This is a genomic window from Halopseudomonas pelagia CL-AP6, from assembly GCF_000410875.1.
Lineage (GTDB): Bacteria > Pseudomonadota > Gammaproteobacteria > Pseudomonadales > Pseudomonadaceae > Halopseudomonas > Halopseudomonas pelagia.
Genome location: NZ_AROI01000014.1, coordinates 73,655 through 98,712 on the forward strand (window position 1 = coordinate 73,655; position 25,058 = coordinate 98,712).

The window sequence follows — 25,058 nt, forward strand, 5'->3', positions numbered from 1 at the left end:
TTCCCTCCGGCCTGTTTCAGGGGGTGGCCTTATCTGGATTGGCCTCCAGATCCAACAACCGGCGTGCCAGCCGGACCAGCCGGAACAACTTGACCAAGCCGTTATCGCTGAGACGGGGTAGGACGCCTGTACCCCTGACGCCGCCTCCCAGCAACAGTGCCCCAAGGTTGTCCTCCAGGCGCATATCACCCTGATCGGACGCCGCGGTGTGGGGGAGACTCAAGGTGCGTAACAGCGCCAACACCACCTGGCCGAAGGCCGGTGGCGACACGTCCGCCTGGGGTGCAATGCAGGTGAAGCCTATGCCGATCTCGGTCGCTTCGATGCCGTCGAGCAGCTCGGCTTCCTCGGCGATCTCCTGGGCGAATTGGGCAATGTGGATGCGCAGGCGATCAGGCGCATCCAGTCCCGGCTCGATGTACCAGACGTCGCTGATCGGAAAGAGTCCGCCGGCTTGCACCGGAATGGCCTGCAACACCCTGTCCGCGAAGGTCGGCAGTGGCTCGCCGGTGTGCTCGGAGAGCATGTGTTGGATGCCTTGCAGACGCTCGGTGTTGCCGGCTGGTGAGACGATGTGGCCCTGCAGGCGCACTTCGGGATCACCTTCATCGGGAGAAACACCTGGCACTGGTGTCGGCGTTTGGGCTGGCGGCGGGGCGGTGTCGTTGTTCGGTATGGCTCCTGAAGCGCCTGCTGCAGTGCCATTGTTCTGAGTGGCATCCGGCGATGGAGTGACTCCACGTCCAGGTTGAACGACGGTTGCGGTTTCAACCGGCAGCTGGGGTGGACTGGTTACCGCCCGCTGGCGGTGCTCGGTGCTGTCGACATCCAGCTCCAGCACGTTGTAGTCGATATCGAGCAGCTGCGACATCTGGCCGATCAGTTCGTCCTGGACGCGGCCGACGGAAAAGGTGTCAGGCTGTCCATCGAAGGGGACGAGGACGTCATGGAACAGCGTCTCGAAATCGACGGCCAACGCTTTGCCGCTCGCATGCATTTCCCAGGTGAGCTCGCTGGCTTTGCGCAACACTGCCAAGCGTTCGACTTGATGCCTGCCCAAGCCGTTGTACAGCACGTTGGGAATGGTGGGCAGTAGGTAGCGGACGGTGTCTTGCATGCGGCTAATGTGCGATTGCTGGATGGGATAGCCGTCCGTGCTGAGGCGGCGGGCGAGTTCGGACTGCGACAGCGACTTGCCGCTTTCCTGCTGGTAGAGCTCGCGGGCCTTTTCAACGCCGAGCGCCCGCTCGATGAACGTCAGGCTGCCGTGCAGTTCGTTCTCCGCCAAGTGCCCGGTCAGGGCGACGATTTCGCCGCGCTCCGGCCATGGCCGGAACAGGCAGGGAATGCGGAAGAAGCGTTCGTCCTTGGTCTCCGACCACAGCTCGCGCAGGATCGCCAGGCGGGTGTTGCCGCCGTTGCGAATGATGAAGTGTTCGGCACCGGGGCGTCGGGTAATCGGTGGCGGGGCATCCAGGCCCCGTTCACGGATGGAGGTTTTGATTTCGTCGTACAGCGGATTGCGCGTCAGGCGTGGATCGAGCTCGTAGGGGCGCAGGTCATCGAGCGTGACCACCATCGGCGTGTCGGTCACCGGGTCGCTCAACTCCTGTGCGGCAGGGCCGGAGCGGGAAAACCCCTCGGCCATCAATTTGCCGGCCATTTCCTCAGGCGTGACAGTCGCCATGACGGCCTCCCTACTGGCTCTGGCTTGCCTGCTCGTCGCTCACCGGTGAGCGAGTGAAGATCGGCGGCAGGCCGGGCTTCACGAGCTTTAGCTGCCCTGCAGGCGTCCGGCGGACGTGCCAGCCTTCACGCAAGGCGAACTCAATCAGCGCCAGGAACCGCTGGTGCCCGCGGCAGCGCTCAAAGGTGCTCGACATGTGACAGCCTCCTGCCGACGCGACCGGTCACGCTGGCAAACGACTCTTGCCACTGGGGCAGCAGCTCACTGGCCAGGGCGCGCATGATCTCCAGCGCCGCCGGTGCCTGGCGCCCGCTCGGGCGTCGGTACTCAGCCCGGTGCACGGGTTGGCCCGCGGTCGCCGCCCGCGGGAAGGCTTCGATCGCGGGCAGTTCGCTGCCCAGTATCCGCACCTCGCTGTGCTCACGAAAGATCAGCCGCAGCGTCTGCTGCACCAACTTGGCGTTCGACGAGACGGCCGGCACGCGATTGAGCAGCAGATGCAGGGGCGGCGGATGGATGCCCAGATAGCGGTAGGGGGCGATGGCATCGATAAGCTGCAGCGTGCCGCGCTGGAGCTCCCGCGCTGCCAGAATTTCCGGGGTGATCGGGGAGACGGCCAGGTCTGCGGCGAGCAGAGCCATCTCCAGCATGACACTGCGGGCGCCCTGCGTATCGATCAGCACCAGGTCATAATGCGGGCGGAACAACGACAGCAGGTTGCGCAGCCGCAAGCGTCCATCTGCCGCATGCAGCAACAGGGTTCCCAACTGTTGATGCTCGTCGTTGGACAGCACCACGTCCAGGTTGTGCACGGAGGTCTGGGAGACCAACTGCGGCAGCGACTGCTCATTGAATGCCAGCAGTTCGTAGATACCGCCAGCGGCGCGCTGGGTGAGCGCGTAGTAGGACGATAGCGTCGGCTGGACGTCGAGGTCGATCAGTAGGACCCGCCGGCCGGCGTCGGCGATAAAGCCGCCCAGATTGGCGGCAACGGTCGTTTTACCGACCCCACCTTTGGTCGAAATGATGGCGATCACGTGCATGGCTCACTCCCTGTCTGTAGTGGAGCCGCGTCAAACGCGCTCTTTGAGGCGTTCGGTGATCCAGTCGTCGATTTCGGCGGAGTCCCAGCCGACGGCTCGGATCCCCAGGCGCAAGGCCTTGGGGAACTTGCCTTCTTTCATCAGGTTGTAAATATGGGCGCGCTTGAAGCCGGTCTTTGCTTCAACTTCTGCGCGGCGGAGGATGCGATGCTCGGCAGTCGCGGTTTGCTCAGTGGACATAGTGGTCACTCCTTTATGCTTGGCAGCACTCGTAGGGGTGACTGGCATTAGAAGAGCGTCACTCCGTTGGCGCATCAAACAATCGGGTCGTGCTGACCACCGGCTTCATCGGAGAGCCGTGGCATTCGGCTGTTCCGATTTCCTGCTGATTTGATGGCATACAGCGTCATACCGACCCGCAGGCGATCCACTATTGATAGCGCTTCGGGGGCAATCAAGATCAAAAAGGAACAGTACTCATTTGCGGGATTGATGAGTTGGTGGGTTCGCATCTTTTGGTCACCAAGGTGACCCAAAAAGTCTTCGTAAGCTGGGAGTGATTCTCATCTGTTGTCGGGGGCTGCATCGGCGGCCGGCCACCAGATGCAGATCGAGAATTGGCATTTGTTCTGCGATGAGTGGACCTTAAACGTCCGAGCAGCGACGAAAAACGACCCTGGCGGTCAAGTCCAGGGCCGGATTAAGAGCGTTGAGAAACGCTCATTACACGATAGCCAATTCACCAATTTGCCGGGCGCGGCTGATGAATCTGCTTAGCTCCTCCGTGTGAGGCTGATCGAGCATGGTAATGAACGTCGCCGTGCTCGGTACATCGTCCGTGACAGGGCGGACGATAACGTCGGGGTGACTGTACAACGTTATTTGCGAGGCCAGCCCAACACCAATGCCATAGCCAGCAGCTACCAACATCATCATTGGTTCGTGCCCGGAGACATATTCGGCGTTCGTGGGGAACGGCAACGTAGATTCGCAAAACCAGCGATGAATCACATCGTATCCACCCGAGCACAGTTCGGGATGGCACAGAATCAAGGTGTGCCGAGCAACCTCTTGAAGAGGAATCTTCTCCAGGGAAAGGAGAGGGTGGTTCCTGGGGATGGCGATGATGGGGCGATCTGTCCAGACTACTTCTTTGATGAGCCCTGTGCTGAGTTCGGTATGCACGGTGAAGCCTGCGTCAATCTGATCGTGCCCCAATGCTTTGACCATCTCGTTGAAGGTCATTTCGACGATCTTCACCTCGGTGAGGGGTTCTTCCTCACGGCAGCGAGCCAACAACTTGGTCAGGTATGGTTGTGCAAGACTATCTGTCAGGCCAATGCGCAGCCGGCCTCGATAGCCTTTCTCAGCAGCAAGTACGCGGCTCTGAGCACCCTCCATGAAACTGAGCATGCGACGTGCCTCTTCCTGGAAAACTTCGCCGGCCCAGGTCAAACGTATGCGCCCCTTTGTGCGTTGGAACAAACTGACCCCCAACCCTGACTCCAGTTCTTTGATGGCGCGTGAGAGGGGCGATGGTTCTATATGGACTCTGGCTGCCGCCCGCGAGAAGCTCAGTTCTTCGGCGACCACCAGGAAGTAGCGTAGGTGACGTATCCGCATACAACAGCCTCCATGCTTTGCTGTGCTCCTCAAGGGCAGGCCACAGACATCCGGTTTTGAGGAGAGGGTGTGCAGACGATTCCGTCATCTGAAGATCACTCCTCGAATGTCCTTGGTGATTTCTAGCCCTTGCTTGGTCATGACTGATCTAGGGGCTGTTGCCGTTTCAGGCTAAGCCATTGATCTTTATTAAAAAACGTATCGTTGAAGCTCTCGCCCAACATCGATACGGGCTTGCATTGCCCCCGATTACTGCTTAGCGATGAGCACCGGTCGAAGCTGCGGGAAATTCTGCTGGACAAGACCATCTGCAACAAGCGTGATATTCGAATGACCGTGAAAGGAATGCTCTATCGCATGCGTACGCGATGTCCCTGGAGGGACTTATCCAGAGCATTCCGAAACTGGAACAAGGTTTACAAGCGTTTCAATGCATGGTCCGCTTCAGGCAAATGGTTCAAGGTCTTCAAGAGGCTTGTGGTTGAGCCCGATATGGAATGGGTTTTCATTGGTGACAGCTATGCCAGGGCTCACCAGCACAGTGCAGGTGCTGCCAGTGGCAGCGATGAAGCTGTTGGGATACGCCCTGGTTATCCCTTCCCCCGATAGGCCGTGTCGTTTTTAGAATTGGCTGCTCTGTCGCTGCTGGCGGACGACCACATCCTTGAATTGGCGGTGACAGCTGGAAGGAGGGGTTTGATAGAAGGGCAGGCCATCAAGAGGAGTGCAAAGTTCCCAGGTCTGTGAGCTGGCGAATTGAGACGAGAGGCGGCTGGCTAGCTACCCCCAAGCCCTCTCGAAAGAAAAAATCGCACGGGGCTTGCCTGGTGCGTCAAACAAGTCCATAATTGCGTCCGCTGCTAAGGCAGTGATTGCGGAAAGCTTTTATTAATCAAAGAGTTAGAGACTGGGTCCTAGTCTCGTTTCCCGCTCCATATGTAACAAAGAAACCGCCTAATGGCGGTTTTTTTGTGCCCGTTATAAATCCAAGCCCATCGCGGCGAGGCCGCCGCTCCTACCGCGTGTGCCGAAACCTGGCTTCTGGTGGGAGCACCAACTGGTGGGGGCTGCCCCAGGAGGGCCGAGTTCGATCTCGGCCAGCGGTGCAGCAGGTGGACTCCTGTGTCGAGACGAAGCTCGACACTCCCAGGGTCGATCAGGCCAGATTCAGGGGCTCTGAATCAGCTGCCGAGCCTGTTCCCAATTAAACTCTTCTCCGCGCTCCTCGGCGGCGGCACGGTGCTCGTCGATCAACTGATACTGGGCGATTTCATCGTCCGGCATGAAATGCAGACAGTCACCACCAAAGTACCAGAGCAGATCCCGTGGGATCAGGTGAGCGATCTGCGGATAGCGGCTGATAATCTGGCAGATGATGTCCTGCCCGGCATGCAGGCTGTCGTGATCGCCCGCCTCAAGCTGGGTGATCAGTTCGTCAAAACGCTCGAGAAACAGCAGGTTGCTTTCCTCGGGTACCTGCTCCATCAGCACGGACTGGGCGCGCAGGGTGTCAAACAGGCTTTTTAGTAGGGCCATGTGATAGCGGTGGTAGGGCAGTTCCGGATTCATGAGAGAGCTCCTGTTGCGATGCGCGGCAGTCTAGCAAAAAAAAGGCCGGCGATGCGCCGGCCCGTGATGCTGCTGTTGCAGCTACGCAGGCGTAGCTGATGACTTGGGCTTTTTGGCCGGCCCGCGCGCCTTGGGTGACATCTCTTCCTGGGAGAAGTCGTCCACGGCAATAACGGCGCTGCGGGCAATGCGTGCCGAGCGGATTAGTTCAGCTTCTTCAGGGCTGATCACGCCGGTTTCTGCGGCGACTTCGAGCATATCTGCCTCGCTGTCGTGCTCCAGCTCGCCGGAATGGATGGCTTTGCTCAGACGCAGTTCCAGAGGATCGGCCAGAATGACTTTCTCCAATGCACTGTTCAGCAGCCCGGTTACATCGTCTGGATCGTTGCTGCGATAGCAGCCGTCCAGCAGCCGATCACGCGCCGCGCCGGGTGTCATCAGGCGACGAGCGACTTCAGCGCCAACGATGTCCGCTGGCGGGGTAAGGCGTCGGCCGAGCGGGAAGATGAGAGGGCGTAGCAGGATGCCTACCGCGCGATTGGGGAAGTTCAGCAGGATTTCGTGCATGGCTTGCTCGGTCTGTGCGAGCAGATCCTCCACGCCCCATTGGACAAAGGGCAGGTCCTCTTCGGGGCAACCCTGGTCCTGATAGTGCTTGAGCGTGGCACTGGCCATATACAGATTGCTGAGTATGTCGCCCAGCCGCGCAGAAATACGCTCACGGCGCTTGAGCTCTCCGCCCAGCATCAGCATGGTGACGTCGGTCAGCGTAGCGAAGGCGGCAGCCAGGCGCGACAGTTGACCGTAGTAGGCACCGGTCTCGGCATTACCTGGGTTTTTCACCAGGCGGCCAGCGGTCAAGCCCAGCAGCAGGCTGCCTGAGGCGTTGCCCAGAGCGAAGCCGATATGCTCGAACAGCAGTTTGTCGAAGCGCTCCAGAGCCTGGTTCTGGTCGGGATCCTGGGTGGCTTGCATTTCCTGCAGTACATAAGGGTGGCAGCGGATGGCGCCTTGACCAAAGATCATCATGCTACGGGTCAGGATGTTGGCACCCTCAACCGTGATGGAAATGGGGATCGACTGATAGCCGCGGCCGAGATAGTTCTTTGGCCCCATGCAGATACCCTTGCCGCCATGCACGTCCATGGCGTCATTGATGCATTTGCGCATGCGTTCGGTCAGATGGTATTTGACCACGCCGGACAATACTGAGGGCTTCTCGCCCAGATCCACTGCTCCGGCGGTCATGGTGCGTGCGGCGTTCATCACATAAGTGTTCCCGCCAATGCGCGCGAGCGCTTCCTGCACCCCTTCAAACTCGCCAATCGGCAGGTTGAACTGCTTGCGGATGCGCGCGTAGGCGCCGGTGGTCATGCTCGCCATCTTGGCGGCGCCGGTGCTGCCGGCAGGCAATGAAATCGAACGACCTACAGACAGGCAGTTCATTAACATCACCCAGCCCTGGCCAATCATGTCCTGGCCGCCGATCAGATAATCCATCGGGATGAATACATCCTGGCCGGAATTCGGGCCGTTCATGAATGCTGCATTGAGCGGGAAATGCCTGCGGCCAATTTCCACGCCAGCGGTGTCGGTAGGAATCAGGGCCAGGGTAATACCGCGTTCCTCTTCCTCACCAAGCAAATGGTCCGGGTCGAAGACTTTAAACGCCAGGCCGAGGATGGTTGCTACCGGACCCAGGGTGATATAGCGCTTTTCCCAGGTGACACGCAGACCGATCACTTCCTGGCCTTGCCACTCGCCCTTGCAGACGATGCCTTTATCCGGCATGGCGCCAGCATCGGAGCCGGCTTCTGGCGAGGTCAGCGCAAAGCAGGGGATATCTGTGCCATTCGACAAGCGTGGCAGGTAGTGTTGCTTCTGTTCCTCGGTGCCGTAATGCATCAACAGTTCGGCTGGGCCGAGGGAGTTGGGGACCATGACGGTAGTGCCCAGGTCGCCGCTGCGGCTGGCCAGCTTCATCGCGATCTGCGAGTGGGCGTAGGCCGAGAAGCCCTTGCCGCCGTATTCCTTGGGAATAATCAGGCCGAAGAAACCATTGCTGCGGATAAAATCCCAGCTCTGTTCTGAGAGGTCTTGCAGTTCGGTAGTGAGCTGCCATTCGTCGGTCATCCGGCATAGCTCTTCCACCGGGCCATCCATAAAAGCCTTCTCTTCTTCGGTGAGTGTGGGTTTGGGAAAGCTATGTAGTCTGTTCCAGTCAGGACGGCCGCTAAAGAGCTCGCCGTCCCACCAGACGGTACCGGCGTCCAGGGCTTCCTGTTCGGTATCGGAAATCGGCGGGAGGACTTTCTTGAACCAGGAAAACAGGGGTTTGCTGACGCTGTCGCGCCGTAAGTCAGGGATGTTGAGCGGGATGGCTACGGCGAGGAAGATAACCCACAGCAGCAGGTCGATAAACCAATGCACCGGTGCAAATAGCGTCATTACCAGCAGGTAAGCGGCGACGGCAACACAGCCGTTGACTAATCCCGCGCGCAAATAAGCCAGTATTGTAATGCCCAGCACCAGGCCGATTAGCCAGAGTAGGGTGATCATTCAGCACTCCTTTTTCCATTGATCCAATTTACTGCACAGTCCTTAGCATAGCCCCTTGAGTACTCGAGGGTAACCGCAGGATGTAACAGAATGGACAATAAAGAGGGGAGAATAGTGCCCGCAAGCGCGGTCAAGGCGCGGCTCCGGGAGGAGCCGCTAAGGCAAGCGGCTAGCCGGGATCGAGCAGGTTGCCGGTGTCGGAGGCGATGGTTTTGCCGGCCAGATAATAGTGGTAGGCGGCCCACAGGTTGATAAAGGCGGCGCCTAGCAGGGCGTAACGCAGACTGTCGTTATCAAACCACTGACGCATGACGTCACTGGCGATACCTATTAGTTGCGGTCCGAAACCCAGGCCGACCAGATTCAGCACAAAGAGCATGATAGCTGAGGCCAGTGCGCGGCTGCGCAAGGGGGTCAGGCTCTGGATCATGGCGAAACTGGGCCCGAGATAGAAGGCGCCAAGGAAAGCCGCTGGCATATACACCACCAGTGCCCAGAAGGTGCTATCGATCAGGTAGAAAGAGACGATAAAAGGAATGGCCATGACTTTGGCCAGGCCGACGATCCAGGCGTTCCAGGCTTGCCTCTTGGCGGCTAGCCGGTCGGCGAGTATGCCGCCGATATAGGCGCCAAGGCCGCCGACAATACCCATTACCGGTCCGAGGAACAGGCCCACTTGGGCTGGCGTCAGGCCGTGACTGCGAATCAGGAAGGCCGGAGCCCAGACAATGCTGCCGTACCCCACCAGCGCAGTCAGCGTCACGCCAATAACCACATGCCGGGTGGTGCGCACGCGCCAGAGCACAGCGAAGCCGGCCTTGACGTTGACCTTTTGCAGTGCGGCAGGTTTAGCGCCGCCATCAGCAAAGCCACGGGGTGGCTCGATCATGGTGAAGCGCACCAGCAGGGCGATTGCCAGGCCGGGCAGGCCAACCACGAAAAACGCGGCGCGCCAGCCCCACCATTCAGCGACGAAGCCGCCGATCATAAAGCCCAGCATGATGCCAAAGTAGACGCCCAGGGCGTAAATCGACATGGCGCTGGAGCGCTGCTCTTTGGGATACAGATCAGCCAGCATGGAATGCGAAGGGGGGCTTGAGCCAGCCTCGCCAATACCCACGCCAACCCGGGCTGCGGCCAATTGCCAGAAGTTTTGTGCCAGACCGCAGACGGCGGTCATGACACTCCAAATGCCGATTGACCAGGCGATAATGTTGCGGCGGTTGGAGCGGTCAGCCCAGACGGCAATGGGAATGCCCAGCGTGGCGTAAAACAAGGCAAAGGCGATGCCTGACAAGAAGCCCAGCTGGGTATCGGACAGTAGCAGGTCGGCTTTTAGTGGCTCGATCAGGATGCCGACAATATTACGATCGACATGGCTTGAGGTATAGGCCAGGACTAACAGGAATAGGGCGTAACGGCGATAGCGAGGAGTAATACGGGCAGCGTAGTCCTCCATATCGACAGGTTGATCTGGCTTGGGGCCCATGGATGTCTCCGCGAGGGTGTGCTGCTTTGTTTTTGTGTGGCGTCAGCATAGGGCCGTGCAGGCGCAGCGCACAACTGACCGGAGGGTCACATTTGTAGCAGTTTTGTAGCTGGATTCGATTTGAAACACCGGGTGATCTGACTGCTTAGGGTTGATAACCTTGGCAGCGCCCCCATATAAATCCCCTCAATTCTAATGACTGGAAGGCATGCATGACCGCGGCTATCAGTATTGGTGGACTTGAAAAAACCTACCGTAATGGGTTTCAAGCGCTCAAGGGCATTAACTTGGAAGTGCAGCAGGGTGATTTTTTTGCTTTGTTGGGCCCCAACGGGGCGGGCAAATCCACCACCATAGGCATCCTTTCGTCATTGGTGAACAAGTCTGCCGGCAAGGTCAGCGTGTTCGGCCATGACCTGGATACCGATCTGTTGGCCGCCAAGCGCTGTATTGGCGTGGTGCCGCAGGAATTCAACTTTAGCCAGTTCGAAAAATCCATGGATATCCTGGTTAATCAGGCGGGGTATTACGGCATCGCGCTGGCTGACGCAAAAGTGCGTGCCGAGCGCTACCTCAAGCGTCTGGGGCTGTGGGACAAGCGCAACGAGCCGTCGCGCATGCTATCTGGCGGGATGAAGCGCAGGTTGATGATTGCCCGTGCATTGATTCACGAGCCGAAGCTGCTGATCCTCGATGAACCCACCGCTGGTGTGGATATCGAGATCCGCCGCTCGATGTGGCAGTTCCTGCAGGAAATCAACGCTCAAGGCGTGACCATAGTGCTGACCACGCATTATCTGGAAGAAGCTGAGCAGTTGTGCAAGAACATCGCGATTATCGACCAGGGCCGGATAATTCATAACACCAGCATGCGCAAGCTGCTGATGGAGCTGCACACTGAAACCTTCCTGCTCGATTGTCAGGGCAGCTTGGCGCAGGCGCCGGTGCTGCCGGGTTATCTGTGCAGCCTGGTGGATGAGCATACGCTGGAGGTGCAGGTGGATAAGCACCAAGGACTCAATGCGCTGTTTGTCGCGCTCAGCGCGCAAAATGTGCAGGTGCTCAGCATGCGCAACCGCAGTAACCGGCTGGAAGAACTCTTCCTGATGCTGGTTGATGAAAACGCCGAAAAAGGGGCCGCTTGACCATGACGCGCTTGACCACGACGTATTGGCGTAGCAGTTGGATAGCATTTACCACTATTGTGTTCAAGGAAGTGCGCCGGTTCACGCGTATTTGGCCGCAGACCCTGCTGCCGCCCGGGATTACCATGGCGCTGTACTTTGTCATTTTTGGCAATCTGATCGGTAGCCGTATCGGCGAGATGGACGGCTACGCCTATATCGATTACATCGTGCCTGGTTTGATCATGATGTCGGTGATCACCAACAGTTACTCGAATGTGGTGTCGAGTTTTTTCAGCACCAAGTTTCAGCGTTCCATCGAGGAGCTGATGGTGGCGCCGGTGTCTCCGCATGTGATCTTGCTTGGCTATACCTTCGGCGGCGTGGCTCGTGGGTTAGCGGTGGGGTTGATCGTGACGCTGATGTCGCTGTTTTTCACGCGGCTGCAAGTGCAGCATCTTGGCCTGACAATTGTGGTGGTGTTCTTTACCTCGCTGGTCTTCGCGCTGGGCGGATTCATCAATGCGGTGTTTGCCAAGACCTTTGATGATATTTCGATTATCCCCACCTTTGTGCTGACGCCCCTGACCTATCTGGGCGGCGTGTTTTACTCGATCAGCATGCTGCCGGAATTCTGGCAGAAGGTGTCATTGATCAATCCGATCTTGCATATGGTTAATGCGTTTCGCTATGGCATTCTTGGTGTCTCGGATATTCCGATCGAGGTGGCGCTGGTATTGATGGTGGTTTTTGTCGCTGTGCTCTACAGCGTCAGTTACTGGCTGTTGCTCAGAGGGATCGGCATGCGCCAGTAAGCTTATTGGCTACTGGTCTGCGGGGGTGCTGCGGAGTATGCTTATGCGCTTGCTTGAGAGGAGATCAATCCATGGATCAGCATCCCGCAGAACAGTCGCCGCTGGGTAAAAGCAGTGCCTATGTCAGCGTCTATACCCCGTCGCTACTTTTCCCGATCGCGCGTGAGCCGAAATGGCAGGAACTGGGGCTGCACGCTGAGCAGTTACCATTTCATGGCGCGGATATCTGGAATTGCTACGAGTTATCCTGGCTGACGGCCTCCGGCAAGCCAGAAGTCGCGGCGGCCGAATTCGTATTCCCGATCAAGGCAAAGCGGATCGTCGAATCGAAATCCTTCAAGCTGTACCTGAACTCCTTCAATCAAACAGTATTCCGGGATCGTGCTGAGGTGTTGCACACCCTGGAGTCAGATCTGAGCGTGGCGGCCCAGGGTCCGGTCATGGTGCGTCTGTTTAGCATGAGCCAGTTACACCATGCGAGCCTCAGTCAGTTGCCGGGCGAATGTATTGACGATCTACCGGTGCAGATCTCCCAGTATGATTATGACGCCTCTCTGCTGGCCCTTGCCGAGGCCGGTGGGCTGGCGCGAGAAGCGCTGCACAGCCATCTTCTCAAGTCCAATTGCCCTGTCACTGGGCAACCGGATTGGGGCAGCGTGCTGATCAGCTACGCCGGCAAACGGCTTGATCACGCCAGTGTGCTGCGTTATCTGGTGTCCTTCAGGCAGCACTCTGACTTCCACGAACAATGCGTTGAGCGGATATTTACCGATCTGTTGCCGTTGCTGGGGGCGGGTGCTGAGTTGACGGTGTACGCACGTTACGTGCGCAGGGGCGGGCTGGATATCAATCCGTATCGTTCTACTGCGGCCAGTTTTCCGGACAATCTGCGCCTGGCCAGGCAGTAGGCCGGCGCAGACGCAGAGGTGTGTGATCTCGGTGCCGAGACCGGTTGTTATAAATGCCTAGATGCCCATGTCCGCGAGTGCCTTGCCAACACTTTGCAGGGTGGCAGCTACTGTTGGGTGCCGCGCGGAGAACTGCTCGATCATCAGGTTGACGCCATCCACCAGCGTCGGATCACCCTCGACATCGGCGTTAGTTTCAATCGCCAGCAGCCGGGCTTCGATGTTGTCAGCCAGGGCCTGCAGGGCATCACGCTCTTCTTCCGACATTGGGCCGTCGGTTTCGTTGAGGGTTTGTTGCAAGCTTTCCAGCTGGATTTTCAGTTGACGTGCGGGCATGAGCGTTTTCTCCGTTTGAATTATCTATGGCAACTATACCACCAGAGCAGCAAAGCCCAGCGCAACTCTTACCCAGCTGCTGCCGCTGCGCGTTCATGTCGTCGAGCCATTCGATGCGTGCTTCTTCGAGATTTTGCATTACAATCGCGTGCTTAACGGGATAACAGGCTATCTTTCCTGTTGTCGAATAACGTCAGGAGAACACGCATGAAACTGGTAACCCTTTCTGCACAGGCTGTGTTGGTGGCTGTATTGTCCAGTTTGTCGCTGGGGCCGGCAATGGCTAACGAGTTTGACGAGTACGATGATGCGGCTGCCAATCCGGATCCATGGGAGCCAGTGAATCGCGTTGTGTTTCGCTTCAATGACACGCTGGATACCTACACGCTGAAGCCGATTGCCAAGGCGTATGACCGCTTTATGCCGCAGCCGCTGGATGATGGTATCAGCAACGTGTTTGGCAATCTGGGTGAACCCCGAAATCTGGTTAACAATACCCTTCAGGGCAAGTTCGAGGACGCGGGCGTGGATATGGCGCGTTTCCTGTTGAACACCACTGTGGGCGTGGTAGGCATATTTGATGTGGCGACCCGTATGGGCTTGCAGCGCAATGATGAAGATTTTGGTCAGACGCTCGGCGCCTGGGGGGTGGCCAGCGGGCCATACGTGGTGCTGCCGCTGTTGGGTCCGAGTACGGTACGCGATGGCAGTGCGCGTATTCCGGAAGCCTTGGCCAACTACAGCTATTCAGGGCAGATTGACCATGTGCCCACGCGCAATTCAGCCCTGGGTACCGATCTGGTCGACACTCGCGCTGCGCTCTTGGCTCAGGAAAAGATGATCCGTGGAGATCGCTACCGCTTCGTGCGCAATGCTTTCCTGCAAAACCGTGAGTTCAAGGTGCAGGACGGGGATGTAGAGGATTCTTTCTAAGCCCCGGCACACTGCACCGCTCCTGCCATTGTTGGCTACCTTGGGATTATTCAAGGCGGTCGAAGTGGATACCCACCGCATAATGCCCATTGCCTTCGGCAACACAGCGCATCACCTGGCCGCTGGCCTGCAACCCTTGCAGGTTTTCAGTCGGCGAGGGGATAGACAGTTGAATGTCGGTGCCTTCAGCCAGCGGTTTCTCCAGTACCAGTTGCACACCTTGACTGGACAGATCCTGACAGACCACAGAGAGCTGTTCGCCGCTTGACGTCAGGGTCAGTGTGGCTGCGGTGTGTACCTTCATGCGGATGAAATCGCGTTTTTCGTTATAATTCTGATCATGAAATGACATGTGGTATCTCCGCTAAGCCTGCATGATTGCGGGTTTATGCTGTTCAATCATCCTACATTCCCTGCGCTGGCGCGCACAAGCTTTGCACCCGAGTTAGCCGATGGTTGCCTGAACCTGCGGATGGGAGTAGTGTTTGCCCCTTGAAAACGTCAGGTTACCTGACATCGGCCCACACACCCTGTGGCCTGCAGCCTGCTCAGCTGCCGGGCAATGACGTAGGGAACCTATGCAGCTTACTGGCACGAATTTGCTGGTTATTGACGATGATGACGTCGTCCGGCAAGACATCGCGATGCGTTTGCAAAGCGGCGGATTTAATGTGCTTCAGGCCGATCAGGCCGCACAAGGCCTGGCGCTTTTTGGCCAGCACAAGCCGGATCTGGTCCTGCTCAATTTGCAGATGCCGGAACAGAGCGGCCTTGCGCTGGTTCGCGAAATGGCTGGACGTTCCCCTGAAACTCCTCTGATTGTGGCCTCCGCGGCCGGTAGCATGCAGGATGTGGTAGAGGCTCTGCATGCGGGCGCCAGCGATTATCTGCTCAAGCCGCTGGTCGACAATGCCGTCGTCGAACATGTGGTCAAGCGTTCATTGGAACAGGGCCGCCTACGGGTTGAAAATCAGCGCATACGTGAGCGTCTTGAAGCGGCGAATCGCGAGTTGCTGAATCATCTGCAAGAGCTCAAAGATGATCAGGCTGCGGGCCATCAGGTGCAGCTCAATATGCTGCCGCAGACGCCCTGGGTCAGTGGCGAATATGAATTTCAGCATCGCATTATTCCCTCCCTGTACCTGTCCGGCGATTTTGTCGATTACTTCCGTGTGTCGGAAACGCAACTGGCTTTCTATCTGGCCGATGTGTCCGGACACGGGGCTTCTTCAGCCTTTGCCACCGTGCTGCTCAAGTTCATGACCACGCGCTTGCTTTATGAGCAGCGCAAACAGGATGGCAGCCGCCCGATTGCGTTCAAGCCATCGGACGTTCTGGGGCATATCAACCGGAGCCTGATCAGTTGCAAGCTGGGTAAGCATGTGACCATGCTGGGCGGCATCATTGATGAAACGCAGCACACCTTGACCTACAGCATTGGCGGCCATCTGCCGCTGCCGATCCTCTTTAGCGAAGGGCAAGCGCATTATCTGGAAGGCAAGGGACGTCCGGTTGGGTTGTTTGAGGATGCGGTGTATCAGGATCATACTATCAGTCTTCCAGAGCGGTTCTCGCTTACATTGTGCTCTGACGGTGTGCTTGATTGCCTGAGCGGGGCTACGCTGAGAGAGAAGGAAAAACAACTGCCGCACTTGATCGAAGAGGCTGGTGGTGGGTTGAAAGCGCTGATGGGCAAACTGAACCTGCAGCCCGGTAAAGTCATGCCGGACGACATTTCACTGATGACGTTGAGTAGGAACCCAGGATGATGAGCACTGGCAAGATCCAGTTTGCAGAATCTGAGGGCACCTTTGTCCTTAAGTTTGTCGGGGATGTGCGCCTGACCCTGTGCGCTGCGCTGGATGCCTATATTGAAAAGATATTCAGTGTCCTGTCATTCAACGCCATTATTATTGATTTGACTGAAACGGACGGCATTGACAGTACCTCCCTCGGCCTGCTGGCCAAGCTGTCGATCCTGTCCAGGCAGAAGGTCGGATTTCTGCCCACGCTGGTGTCCAATCAGGACGATATGAATCGGTTATTGCAGAGCATGGGATTCGACCAGGTGTTTAATATTGTCAGCGAGCTTACGCCAACGTCCGCCGAGCTTGAAGACCTGCCGGGTCAGCAGCTATCCGAAGAGCTGGTCAAGGATAAGGTGCTTGAGGCTCATCGTATTCTGATGAACCTCAATGAGCACAATCGTGAAGCCTTCCGTGATCTTGTCAGCGCGCTTGAATCAAGCAACTGATCTGGCCCGCAACCTCAGTAATTCCTCCAGCTTTACCTGATCAGCAGCAAAGGCGCGGATGCCCTCTGCGAGCTTGTCGGTAGCCATGGCATCTTCATTGTGAGACCAGCGGAAGGCGGCTTCGTTGAGCACTTCCCGGGCATCGTTGCAAGGCTGGGTTAACGCATCAGAAGGCGCCAGGTCACCCTCTTCGCTGGCCAGCTGTTGCAGCAATGCGGGGCTGATAGTCAGGCGGTCGCAACCAGTCAGCGCCTCTATCTGCCCGGTATTGCGAAAGCTGGCACCCATGACTGCAGTGACATACTGGTGGTGTTTGTAATAGCGGTAGATACGCGCCACTGACTGCACGCCCGGATCGTCCTGGCCATGAAATTCCCGGCCGTCGCGCTGTTTGTACCAATCGTAGATACGCCCAACGAACGGCGAAATCAGAAATACCCCGGCATCAGCACAGGCCTGAGCCTGGGCGAAGGAAAAGAGCAGTGTGAGGTTGCACTGAATACCTTGTTTTTCCAGCTCGGCGGCGGCCTGGATGCCTTCCCAGGTCGACGCAATCTTGATCAACACCCGATCACGCGTCACGCCAGCCTCTTCGTAACGCTCTATCAGTCTGTGAGCTTTATCCAGAGTCGCCTGGCGGTCAAATGACAACCGCGCATCTACTTCCGTGGAAATGCGCCCGGGGATCAATTTTATGATCTCACTGCCGACGGCTACCGCGAAATGATCGCTGGCTTCGGCAATCGGATCATGGCATGCAGCTGAGCTACGCAAGGCAGCGTCAAGCAATGGGTGGTACTCGCTTTGCTGGGCAGCCTTGAGAAGCAGCGACGGGTTGGTGGTTGCGTCGATCGGCTGCAAGCGGCGAATCGCCTCTATGTCGCCGGTGTCGGCGACGATCAGAGTATGCTGTTTGAGGCTGTCTAGTTTGCTGGGCATGGGCGCGTGGTCTATTCAGAGTGATTTTTTCAGAAGAGTTACCCCGACCTTACCTTATGCCTGCTGCGCTGAGCAATCCCGTGCCTGTTGACGCTGAGCCATATCTACGAGCAATTGGTCGTAGAGTGCTAGAGGGTCGTCGGTTTGATGGATTGCGCTGCTTAATTGCCTTCTGAAATGCCGCGCGCCCGGCAGCCCTTGGAACAGCCCGAGCATATGCCGGGTGATGTGATTCATTACCCCGCCAGTGGCCATATGCTTGGCAATGTAAGGGCGCATGGCGGCCATCACCGCGATTCTGTCGGGCGCTGTATGGCTATCCCCGTAGAACCGTTGGTCTACTTCAGCCAGCAGATAGGGGTTGTGATAGGCCTCGCGGCCGACCATGACCCCATCAAGCACGCGCAGGTGATCCAGCATCACGTCAAAGTCGGTGAGCCCGCCATTGAGCACAATCTCCAATTGCGGAAAATCGCTTTTCAGTTGGTGCACGACGTCGTAGCGCAGCGGCGGAATATCCCGGTTTTCCTTCGGCGACAGGCCCTCGAGAATGGCGATACGAGCATGCACGATAAAACTGTCGCAGCCGGCCTCATGCACCTGGCCGATAAAATCACAGAGCTGCTCGTAGCTGTCGTGGCCATTGATGCCGATGCGGTGTTTAACCGTGACGGGCAGGCCGCAAGCGTTACTCATCGCGCGTACGCCCTCGGCTACCAGCGCCGGATGGGCCATCAGGCAGGCGCCAATCATATTGTTCTGCACCCGATCACTGGGGCAGCCGACGTTCAAATTGACCTCGGCAAAGCCGGCGCCCTCGGCCAGCGCCGCACAGATCGCCAGTTCAGCAGGGTTGCTGCCGCCCAGTTGCAATGCCAGCGGTTGCTCCTCGGCGTTGTAACCGAGAAATCGCGAGCGGTCACCGTGGATGATCGCGCCGGTAGTGACCATTTCGGTGTAGAGCAGAGCGCGCCGGCTAATCAGCCGGGCGAAAAAACGATAATGCCTATCCGACCAGTCCATCATCGGCGCCACGCAGAAGCGCCGGGAGGGGCCGGGGCGTTTGAAGACGAAGGTTGTGGGTAATTCCGCTTTCATCATGGCTACCTGTTCAGAACATGCGTGTCCGGAGACTGTCATTATTCTCGGATACGATCACGCTGCTGATCCGTCGCCGCAGCCGTGGCGGCGTAGTTTATCAGCAAAGTGGTCTTGCTGAACCTGTCCGGTTAGCGGCGACAGCCAATCTTGAGGCGTGCCAGTCAATTATTTGTCGACATGCAAAAAAATAGCGTTATCTTTGACGCTTTGATTGGTAGCATGCAGTCTAATTTAATATCATCTCAATATCGTGGGGGTTGGGAAAGAACCAAAATGGACCAGAACAAACATGGATGGGTATGGGCCTACCGTAAGGCTCGCAGTTATCACGTTTCAGTTTTTCATGCCGGTTACCGCGCGACGCGATTTTTGCTGCGCGGTGATACCGGAGAGTTCTCCAGCCATGGCGGCTGGAGGCGGTCGCGCATTACCCGCAAATAAGGCCGACAGTGGTTCCGGCTTTTAGCTTCCCGGGTGCACAGATACCTTGGCTACCTTCTTCTATCGTCTCCTACCTTCTGAACAAGCGCTTTATCAGGCTTGGCATCGGCTGACTGAACGCATCATGTAAGCCGCGGGCATCGATTTGCCGCACTTCCTTGTCAAAGGCCAGGGCTTGGCGCAGCGCTGGCCAGCAATGGGCCGGCAGATTGGCGGGTTTTTGCAGGCTCTTGTCCTGTTCCATGGATTTTGCCTGCTTGGCCGTCAGCCGGCTGTAAGGATGCAACCCGCTGATCAGCTCATAGAGCACACAGGCCAGGCCGTAGATATCTGAGGTACTGGTCAGGTTCCCTCCATTGAGTAGTTCCAGTGCAGCGTATCGAGGCGTCCAGGCGGCGATCCGTTTGCGGCTAAGCTTTGGTAGACCATTGAGCTGGCCCTGTACGGGCTGGCCCAAACCGAAATCGAACAGCCGCAACCCGTCTTTGGCCAACATAACGTTGCTGGGCTTCAAGTCACCGTGCAGCACCCCGCGCTCATGGGCGCAGGCGAGGGCTTCGATCAGCGGCAGCGCGATGCTGCGGTACTGCTCCCAGGGAAGGCCGTCGGGGTGGCTCTCCAGCAGCTGGTCGAGCGTTGGCCCCTTGAGCGGTTCCATGGTGATAAACGCCCGCTGGCTTTGCGGATCCACATCAAACGCGTACAGGCGGATGACGTTGCTGTGACGCAGGCGGCTGGTCAAGGCAAACTCGGTATACAGCAGCGCGTTGGCGTCAGGGTACTCGGCAAACTCCTCGTTCAAGGTTTTGATGGCGATATAGGGATCAGGATCACCATACTGCTCGCGCAGCAGGTCGCGGGCGCGGTAGACCGCCCCCATACCGCCCACGCCCAGCAAGCGTTCGATCTTGTAACGCTTACACAGGATCTCAGGTAGCTCGGTGGTCTGGGTGCCCGCGTTATCGGCTATTTCGCGGGCAAGGGCCTCCGGGTTTTCAGCTAATTGGTGCAGCGCAGAAGGGGGCTGTTTCGGTTCTACAGAGATCATGGCAGAGTCCGGAGAGTTCATGGGCGCACCACAACGGCGCTGATATTGTCACGAGCCGGACCGTCGAGGGCCTCCTTGAACAGGCGCTGCACGGCGTGGCCGGTTGACTCCAGGGCGAGCGCATCGCCAATCGCCGCTCTGCTGACGTCCTGGTAAAGCCCGTCGCTGCACAGCAGCAGGGTGTCACCCGGGTAGACGGTGAAGTCGACGACATCAAGCATCAGTTGATCGTTAGCGCCCACCGCGCGGGTCAATGCACGGGCGGAGGGGTGGCTGGCGGCTTCTTCTGCGCTCATCTGCTGTTCCTCCATAAGCTCCTGCATCAGACAGTGGTCCCGTGACAACTGAAACAGTCGGCCGCTGCGCCACAGATAGCAACGACTGTCACCGGCCCAGACACAGATGGCGCGTTCGCCCTCTGCAAGCAATATCACCACGGTGCTACCCATGATGCTGTCAGGCCGGTCAGCGGTGACGGTAATGTCGTGACCCAGCAGCCGGTTGACCCGATAGAGGCAGTCGCGCACGCCTAGCAGGCGCTCATCGAGGCTCAGCTGATCGGGCAGCTCGAGCATTTCCTCAATAATCAGCCGGCTGGCTAACGCACCATTCTGGTGGCCGCCCATGCCGTCGGCGACCACCCAGAGGCCGCGTTCCGGAAGATCCAGCACGGCGTCCTCATTGCGTTTGCGTACCTTGCCTTTGTCGGTCCTGGCAGTGCTTTGCCAGAGCATGGTTACCTCCGCCATCACAGACGCGCCGGCAGGCTGAAGCCGCGCAGCAGGCTTAGGTCGAAGGGGTTGGGCGAGCGTTGACTATGCAGCAGATACTGCGCGCGCATGCCGTCCAGGTTGGCGCGCAACATCAATACGTCGCGATCACTGTGGTGGTCCACGTCCATCAGATCCAGCAACCGGAATAGCGACCAGGGTCCGGTGTTCTGTTCGATGCCGACTCTGCGCCCGCCCAGGTCTTCGACCATCAGGCTGGTGCGTCCCTCGTTATCCTCGGCGGGCCAGCGGAACGCCGTCTGCACGATCGGGCCATGGCGGTATTCCATATTCTGATTACCAAAGCGGAAGTTGGCGCGACCAAGGCTTGAATCCAGGGAGTGCGGTTCCAGCTTGAAGAGGATCTGCGGCTCGTTCGGATTTTCGGCGAAGAAGCTGCGCCGAATGGTCTGTAGCGTAGCCATCTGTTTGAGGAATTCGCGTGACATTGGCAGGCTGCGACCATCTACCCGGCGCAATTGGAAAGCACCACTGTTGTCGCTGACAAAACCAGAGAGATAGCGGTCAAAGAAGCTGTCGGCGGTACCCTGAGCCTTGAAGAATTCACGGAAGTCCGCCAGGGCTACATCGCTTTCGCTAGTCGCTACAAAGGGATAGCGTTTGCCTACCGAGGTCGTGTACGCGGCATACAGCTCGCTGCGATAGCGCTGATTGAGGTATTGGTAGGCATCGTTGAGCACCAGCATCCAGCTATCGGCGGCCAAGGTCTTTAGCCAGTCGGTCATGGGTGCGGGCAGGCTATCGGCACTGCTGCGCAACTGGTTGATTGCATCGCTGCGGCCCTGCATGCGCACGCGGGCCATTTCGAACGCCGCCTGCTCAGGCACACTGGCGTTGGCCAGACCGCTGAGCTGCATCTTCAAGGCGTCGAGTGCCTGCAATGCGCTGGTCATTTCTGTTCCCGGCGCACCCTGTACATCCAGCAAGCGGTGCAGTGACTCGAACTGGCGGGCCAGATTCTTGCGTGCGGTGTCCGGCAAGCTCTGCGCCACTGCAGACTGGGCCTGTTCTGCCGCAGCCGCGGCCAGGCGCCCGGTACGGCCTACCCGGACTCCGGCGGCTTGGGCGGTATCAGTCAGATCCCGTGCCGATACTTCGGTATCCAGCATGCCGCTGAGCAGGGTGTTATCCCGTACTTCGGTGAGTAGCAGCAGCAGGGGTGAGTTGGCTGCAGTCAGCTTGCCAAGCTGGGTAACCCCCAGCGCGGCGCTGGCCAGCGGCTCCAGATGCAGCAAAGCCAAAGCTTCACTCCAGTGGCTGGCGTAGTCCTGGAAGTACATCTGTTCCATTTCCACCATTAAACGCCCGAGATCGCTGGCGCTGAGGCGTTCGCTATCGCCGAGTACCCAGTTGTCCTGGAGAATCTCGCGGACCAGTTCACCGCCTTCTGCCATAAAAGTGCGCTCGTAGCCATGGCGGGTGAAAAAGCCCGGGATACTGTTGTCGTTGCTGGTCAGCAGGCGGGCGTGGGGCCCCAGACGCTGGCTTAAGCGGTACTCTGGCAAGCTGGCGGCCTGATCGCGGAGCATGCGGTAGACCACGGTAGCCAGGGATTCGCTGCGCAGCTCCTGACGGGCATCTGCGACCAGTTGGTCATCCAGCAAGTAGGCTGTGAATGGCTCGCTGAGCAAACGGGAGAAATGGGTATTCAAGCCGTTCTGAGTATCGGTATCACCGCGATACAAAAAGGACCATTCGGTAGCCATCCACTCCTGCAGGTAGGGGGGTTCCCGGCGTTTTTCCAGATTCAACATCAGATAAGCGCGCAGACTGCCTAGCAGACTTTCCCGGTCAGCCAGGCTCGTGCGGATCTGGCTTTCCAGTTGTGCGCCCACACGTGGTAGCAACAGCGTCTCCAATTCCTGGCGGTAGGCCTGATAGACCACAGGGTCCACCTGGTCGCCCTGATACAAACCGCCGCGCTGCAAAGTGCCTACTTGATCGCGTGGCGGGAATACCCGCGTGGCGGCGTAGCTGGTATCCAACGCGCTTAACACTTCGGCGGCGTCATCCTGGTGCTGGATCAGTTTTTTGTCACCGGTTAGCGCCTGAGCCACTTCGCGCAGCTGCTCGAGGCGCTGGTGATTGCTCGAGAAGCTGCTACCCCAGATCACCCCGAACACCAGCAGGCAGGCGAGGGCGATGGTGTACATTAGCCGTTGGCTCCAATTGATGCGCTTGACCTCGCGCTCGTCCAGTCCGGCCAGGTCCGCCTCGGGGAAGATCACCCGGCTGAGCAGATTCTTGATAAAACGGCCATGGCTGGCATGGAAGGTCGGTAGGCTGTTTGCCCCGCCCTGGCGCAGTGCCGGTTGATGGGCGTGATCCAGTACCTGTGGCGCACTGGTCAAATAGAAGCCGCGCAGCTGGCTGGCGCGCTGATAGCGGTTACCCGCGAAGGCCAGTTCGATAAACAGCCCCAGATGCTCTTCGATCTGGCCCAGCTTGAGCGGAAAATCAAGAATGCGTCCGCGCCGCTGATTATCACGTTCCTGGTGCATGCGCATCACTACCTGGCTATTGAGCCGCTGCATCAGGGTTTCGAATTCGCCACGCACTACCTGTATGTCGGTACCGTCCTGGCTTTTGCGAAAGCTCACGCCCAGAACCTGATCGCTTTCCTCGCGTGACAACTGGTCGAAGAACTCGTTGAAACCAACAATGCCGTCAGCCTTGCTGATGACCAGATACACGGGTACGTCAGCGCCCAGGCGCTGATTTATCTCTTGCAAGCGCAAGCGGGTCTGACGCGCCAGGCTTTCCAGTTCCAGCTCGCTGCCGCGCAGCAGCAGCTCGGCCGGCAGATTGATCAGCACGCCATTCAGTGGGCGCGGCCGGCGGCTACGCAGCAGGCCCAACAAGCTGGACCAGCCGGCTGCATCCACATCGGCGGCCGGCTGGCTGAGATAGCGGCCGGCGGTATCGATCAGCACTGCATGCTCAGCAAAATACCAATCGGCGTAGTGGGTGCTGCTGACATCGCGGGTCAAACGCTGCTTGTCGCCTTTGTTGAGCGGAAACTCGAGGCCGGAAAAGTCCAGTAAGCTGGTCTTGCCGCTCCCTTCCGGGCCGAGTACCAGATACCAGGGCAATTCGCGGCGCCAGCGTTCGCTACGTCCGCTATAGAGGCTGGAGCGACGCAGCGTGCGCATGGCATCCTTGAATCGGCCAGTCAGTTGCACATGCTCTTCGAGTATCAGCTCCTGACGTTGCTGGCGCGCCTGGTAGTCTTCGTCTTCGGCGTTGTGCTTGTTCTCGACGCTCGAGCGCCAACTGGCGTAGACCATCGAGAGTCCCCATATCAGGAAGATCAGGCTGATGGTCAGTAGGCGGCTGCTGGCGGAGGCCCAGAAACGTTTGTCGCTGACGGCTAGCAAGGGGCCGACAAACCACACCAGCAAGGCCAGGGCAAATACCAGGCACAGGCTCCATACCCAGCTTTTCCGGAAAAAACGTCCGGATTTGAGGAAAAAGGACTTCATATCAGTTCATCCCTGAAGAGTCAGTTGATTCATTTACAGCAGTGGCATTCGGTGCAGGTTCTGGACTCAGGATTTCAGCCATCACAAAGGGCTGCAGGGCCGCGCCGCGCTGTTCGGTGAGCATCCAGTTGAAAACGCCATAGATGACGCCCAGGCATATCAGCGTAAACAGGCTGACCAGCCACAAGGGCACGATACGGATCAGACGTCTGCGGTTGTCGGTCAAACCTTGCCAGTGCGGCGAAATATCGCGCGGCACGTCGCCGCGAAGCTGGCGGATCTGGCGGTACAGGCTGTCACGCAGGCTTTCCAGTTCGAGCATACCGCGGGGTAGCACCCGGTACTTACCCTCAAAGCCCAGCGACATGCAGATATACATCAGCTCCAGCATCGGCAGATGCTTGACTGGGTCGCGCGACAGGCGCTCTAGCAGTTGGAAGAATTTTTCGCCGCCAAAGGTTTCGTTATGGAAGCTGCTCAGCAGGCTCATCTGCGACCACTCGCTTTCATTGCCCCACGGGGTGGTTACCACGGCCTCATCGAGGGCCGTGCAGAGCACGTAACGGGCGGCCATGACCTGGCTGCTCTCTGCGCCATCTTGCAAGGCGCGATGCTCAAAGCGCTTGATTTCTGCAGTGAGCCGATCCTTGAGCGCGAACAGATCTTCGCGTTCGACGTTTTGCTGCAGGCGCACCATTTCCGAGAGCAGCGCCGAGGCCACAGCGACCAGCGGATTGATCCCCAGGTTCAGCGTTTCCGCCGGGCGCAGGCGCGCGGCATAAACCATGCGCTCTTCCAGCTTGTCGAACTTCTGAGGGGCGGCGGAATCGGTCAGCGGGCTCTGCGCCGGTACCGAACCTTGTCGATTGACGATGACCGTATGATCATCCTGGTTGTAATCCATTTCCCTGATCAT

The 25,058-nt window shown here is 58.2% G+C and carries 22 protein-coding genes and 1 pseudogene; 7 read left to right on the forward strand and 16 right to left on the reverse strand.

Going from position 1 to position 25,058, the window contains the following annotated elements; all coding sequences use genetic code 11:
• Positions 1-16: 16 nt before the first annotated feature.
• The 5 genes from K787_RS0111915 to K787_RS0111935 all read right to left on the reverse strand — a co-directional run bounded on the left by K787_RS0111915 (position 17) and on the right by K787_RS0111935 (position 4,353).
• Positions 17-1,687, reverse strand: coding sequence for a ParB family protein (locus K787_RS0111915; RefSeq protein WP_022963034.1), 1,671 nt, complete (start codon positions 1,685-1,687; stop codon positions 17-19).
• Between the two features lie 10 nt (positions 1,688-1,697).
• Positions 1,698-1,883 carry a hypothetical protein gene (locus K787_RS22960; protein ID WP_022963035.1) on the reverse strand — a complete coding sequence of 62 codons (186 nt, stop codon included), beginning with the start codon at positions 1,881-1,883 and terminating at the stop codon, positions 1,698-1,700.
• Positions 1,867-2,730 (reverse strand): ParA family protein, encoded by an 864-nt coding sequence (locus K787_RS0111925; RefSeq protein WP_022963036.1) that lies wholly within the window; start codon positions 2,728-2,730, stop codon positions 1,867-1,869. Before K787_RS0111925 ends, K787_RS22960 begins: the two co-directional genes overlap by 17 nt.
• Positions 2,731-2,760: 30 nt before the next feature.
• Positions 2,761-2,970 carry an AlpA family transcriptional regulator gene (locus tag K787_RS0111930; RefSeq protein WP_022963037.1) on the reverse strand — a complete coding sequence of 70 codons (210 nt, stop codon included), beginning with the start codon at positions 2,968-2,970 and terminating at the stop codon, positions 2,761-2,763.
• Positions 2,971-3,453: 483 nt separating this feature from the next.
• A complete protein-coding gene (locus tag K787_RS0111935) occupies positions 3,454-4,353 on the reverse strand; it encodes a LysR family transcriptional regulator (RefSeq protein ID WP_022963038.1) in 900 nt (299 codons plus the stop codon).
• Positions 4,354-4,587: 234 nt separating this feature from the next.
• On the opposite strand from K787_RS0111935, the pseudogene K787_RS22965 reads away from it, so the two are divergent.
• Positions 4,588-4,932 (forward strand): annotated as a pseudogene (locus K787_RS22965) (transposase); the annotation flags it as partial.
• 588 nt (positions 4,933-5,520) lie between these two features.
• On the opposite strand, the gene K787_RS0111945 reads toward K787_RS22965, so the two are convergent.
• From K787_RS0111945 to K787_RS0111955, 3 genes are all read right to left on the reverse strand, one after another.
• Entirely contained in the window at positions 5,521-5,922 is a 402-nt protein-coding gene (locus tag K787_RS0111945) for a PA2817 family protein (RefSeq protein ID WP_022963040.1), read from the reverse strand.
• An 81-nt stretch (positions 5,923-6,003) separates the two neighbouring features.
• Positions 6,004-8,478: an acyl-CoA dehydrogenase gene (locus K787_RS22970; RefSeq protein ID WP_052185365.1), complete on the reverse strand. Its 2,475-nt coding sequence runs from the start codon at positions 8,476-8,478 to the stop codon at positions 6,004-6,006.
• Positions 8,479-8,650: 172 nt separating this feature from the next.
• On the reverse strand, positions 8,651-9,970 hold the full coding sequence (locus K787_RS0111955; protein WP_022963042.1) for a spinster family MFS transporter: 1,320 nt from the start codon (positions 9,968-9,970) through the stop codon (positions 8,651-8,653).
• 212 nt (positions 9,971-10,182) lie between these two features.
• On the opposite strand from K787_RS0111955, the gene K787_RS0111960 reads away from it, so the two are divergent.
• The 3 genes from K787_RS0111960 to queF all read left to right on the forward strand — a co-directional run bounded on the left by K787_RS0111960 (position 10,183) and on the right by queF (position 12,817).
• Positions 10,183-11,115 (forward strand): ABC transporter ATP-binding protein, encoded by a 933-nt coding sequence (locus K787_RS0111960; protein ID WP_022963043.1) that lies wholly within the window; start codon positions 10,183-10,185, stop codon positions 11,113-11,115.
• A gap of 2 nt (positions 11,116-11,117) precedes the next feature.
• Positions 11,118-11,909, forward strand: a complete 792-nt coding sequence (locus K787_RS0111965; RefSeq protein WP_022963044.1) for an ABC transporter permease — start codon at positions 11,118-11,120, stop codon at positions 11,907-11,909.
• A gap of 71 nt (positions 11,910-11,980) precedes the next feature.
• Positions 11,981-12,817 carry an NADPH-dependent 7-cyano-7-deazaguanine reductase QueF gene (queF, locus tag K787_RS0111970; RefSeq protein ID WP_022963045.1) on the forward strand — a complete coding sequence of 279 codons (837 nt, stop codon included), beginning with the start codon at positions 11,981-11,983 and terminating at the stop codon, positions 12,815-12,817.
• Positions 12,818-12,874: 57 nt separating this feature from the next.
• Here the strand turns inward: queF and K787_RS0111975 are convergent, their stop codons facing one another.
• Positions 12,875-13,153 (reverse strand): DUF4404 family protein, encoded by a 279-nt coding sequence (locus tag K787_RS0111975; RefSeq protein WP_022963046.1) that lies wholly within the window; start codon positions 13,151-13,153, stop codon positions 12,875-12,877.
• Between the two features lie 279 nt (positions 13,154-13,432).
• Here K787_RS0111975 and K787_RS0111980 point away from each other — a divergent pair, with 279 nt between their 5' ends.
• Positions 13,433-14,086, forward strand: coding sequence for an MlaA family lipoprotein (locus tag K787_RS0111980; RefSeq protein WP_152486834.1), 654 nt, complete (start codon positions 13,433-13,435; stop codon positions 14,084-14,086).
• A gap of 46 nt (positions 14,087-14,132) precedes the next feature.
• Here K787_RS0111980 and K787_RS0111985 read toward each other — a convergent pair whose 3' ends face one another.
• Positions 14,133-14,438 (reverse strand): PilZ domain-containing protein, encoded by a 306-nt coding sequence (locus tag K787_RS0111985; protein ID WP_022963048.1) that lies wholly within the window; start codon positions 14,436-14,438, stop codon positions 14,133-14,135.
• Positions 14,439-14,664: 226 nt separating this feature from the next.
• On the opposite strand from K787_RS0111985, the gene K787_RS0111990 reads away from it, so the two are divergent.
• Both K787_RS0111990 and rssC read left to right on the forward strand, forming a co-directional pair.
• Positions 14,665-15,855 (forward strand): PP2C family protein-serine/threonine phosphatase, encoded by a 1,191-nt coding sequence (locus K787_RS0111990; protein WP_022963049.1) that lies wholly within the window; start codon positions 14,665-14,667, stop codon positions 15,853-15,855.
• The gene (rssC, locus tag K787_RS0111995) at positions 15,855-16,340 is read left to right on the forward strand and encodes an anti-sigma factor antagonist RssC (RefSeq protein ID WP_028614880.1); all 486 of its coding nucleotides are present in this window, start codon (positions 15,855-15,857) and stop codon (positions 16,338-16,340) included. Before K787_RS0111990 ends, rssC begins: the two co-directional genes overlap by 1 nt.
• On the opposite strand, the gene tal is transcribed toward rssC, so the two are convergent.
• The 6 genes from tal to icmH form a co-directional block, all read right to left on the reverse strand.
• Entirely contained in the window at positions 16,329-17,279 is a 951-nt protein-coding gene (gene tal, locus K787_RS0112000; protein ID WP_022963051.1) for a transaldolase, read from the reverse strand. The genes rssC and tal overlap by 12 nt on opposite strands.
• Positions 17,280-17,333: 54 nt before the next feature.
• On the reverse strand, positions 17,334-18,377 hold the full coding sequence (gene dusA / locus K787_RS22975; RefSeq protein ID WP_022963052.1) for a tRNA dihydrouridine(20/20a) synthase DusA: 1,044 nt from the start codon (positions 18,375-18,377) through the stop codon (positions 17,334-17,336).
• A 514-nt stretch (positions 18,378-18,891) separates the two neighbouring features.
• Positions 18,892-19,869, reverse strand: a complete 978-nt coding sequence (locus tag K787_RS22980; RefSeq protein ID WP_022963054.1) for a serine/threonine-protein kinase — start codon at positions 19,867-19,869, stop codon at positions 18,892-18,894.
• Between the two features lie 17 nt (positions 19,870-19,886).
• A complete protein-coding gene (locus tag K787_RS0112020) occupies positions 19,887-20,618 on the reverse strand; it encodes a PP2C family protein-serine/threonine phosphatase (RefSeq protein ID WP_022963055.1) in 732 nt (243 codons plus the stop codon).
• Positions 20,618-24,142, reverse strand: coding sequence for a type VI secretion system membrane subunit TssM (tssM, locus tag K787_RS0112025; RefSeq protein ID WP_022963056.1), 3,525 nt, complete (start codon positions 24,140-24,142; stop codon positions 20,618-20,620). The genes K787_RS0112020 and tssM overlap by 1 nt, the downstream gene beginning before the upstream one ends.
• Before the next feature lies 1 nt (position 24,143).
• Entirely contained in the window at positions 24,144-25,058 is a 915-nt protein-coding gene (gene icmH / locus K787_RS0112030) for a type IVB secretion system protein IcmH/DotU (RefSeq protein WP_022963057.1), read from the reverse strand.

Bases quoted from the DNA above. Each gene is read 5' to 3' on its own strand.
- K787_RS0111915 (WP_022963034.1), bottom strand. From the start codon at position 1,687: ATGGCGACTGTCACGCCTGAGGAAATGGCCGGCAAATTGATGGCCGAG.
- K787_RS22960 (WP_022963035.1), bottom strand. From the start codon at position 1,883: ATGTCGAGCACCTTTGAGCGCTGCCGCGGGCACCAGCGGTTCCTGGCG.
- K787_RS0111925 (WP_022963036.1), bottom strand. From the start codon at position 2,730: ATGCACGTGATCGCCATCATTTCGACCAAAGGTGGGGTCGGTAAAACG.
- K787_RS0111930 (WP_022963037.1), bottom strand. From the start codon at position 2,970: ATGTCCACTGAGCAAACCGCGACTGCCGAGCATCGCATCCTCCGCCGC.
- K787_RS0111935 (WP_022963038.1), bottom strand. From the start codon at position 4,353: ATGCGGATACGTCACCTACGCTACTTCCTGGTGGTCGCCGAAGAACTG.
- K787_RS0111945 (WP_022963040.1), bottom strand. From the start codon at position 5,922: ATGAATCCGGAACTGCCCTACCACCGCTATCACATGGCCCTACTAAAA.
- K787_RS0111955 (WP_022963042.1), bottom strand. From the start codon at position 9,970: ATGGGCCCCAAGCCAGATCAACCTGTCGATATGGAGGACTACGCTGCC.
- K787_RS0111960 (WP_022963043.1), top strand. From the start codon at position 10,183: ATGACCGCGGCTATCAGTATTGGTGGACTTGAAAAAACCTACCGTAAT.
- K787_RS0111965 (WP_022963044.1), top strand. From the start codon at position 11,118: ATGACGCGCTTGACCACGACGTATTGGCGTAGCAGTTGGATAGCATTT.
- queF (WP_022963045.1), top strand. From the start codon at position 11,981: ATGGATCAGCATCCCGCAGAACAGTCGCCGCTGGGTAAAAGCAGTGCC.
- K787_RS0111975 (WP_022963046.1), bottom strand. From the start codon at position 13,153: ATGCCCGCACGTCAACTGAAAATCCAGCTGGAAAGCTTGCAACAAACC.
- K787_RS0111980 (WP_152486834.1), top strand. From the start codon at position 13,433: ATGGCTAACGAGTTTGACGAGTACGATGATGCGGCTGCCAATCCGGAT.
- K787_RS0111985 (WP_022963048.1), bottom strand. From the start codon at position 14,438: ATGTCATTTCATGATCAGAATTATAACGAAAAACGCGATTTCATCCGC.
- K787_RS0111990 (WP_022963049.1), top strand. From the start codon at position 14,665: ATGCAGCTTACTGGCACGAATTTGCTGGTTATTGACGATGATGACGTC.
- rssC (WP_028614880.1), top strand. From the start codon at position 15,855: ATGAGCACTGGCAAGATCCAGTTTGCAGAATCTGAGGGCACCTTTGTC.
- tal (WP_022963051.1), bottom strand. From the start codon at position 17,279: ATGCCCAGCAAACTAGACAGCCTCAAACAGCATACTCTGATCGTCGCC.
- dusA (WP_022963052.1), bottom strand. From the start codon at position 18,377: ATGAAAGCGGAATTACCCACAACCTTCGTCTTCAAACGCCCCGGCCCC.
- K787_RS22980 (WP_022963054.1), bottom strand. From the start codon at position 19,869: ATGATCTCTGTAGAACCGAAACAGCCCCCTTCTGCGCTGCACCAATTA.
- K787_RS0112020 (WP_022963055.1), bottom strand. From the start codon at position 20,618: ATGGCGGAGGTAACCATGCTCTGGCAAAGCACTGCCAGGACCGACAAA.
- tssM (WP_022963056.1), bottom strand. From the start codon at position 24,142: ATGAAGTCCTTTTTCCTCAAATCCGGACGTTTTTTCCGGAAAAGCTGG.
- icmH (WP_022963057.1), bottom strand. From the start codon at position 25,058: ATGATCAGGGAAATGGATTACAACCAGGATGATCATACGGTCATCGTC.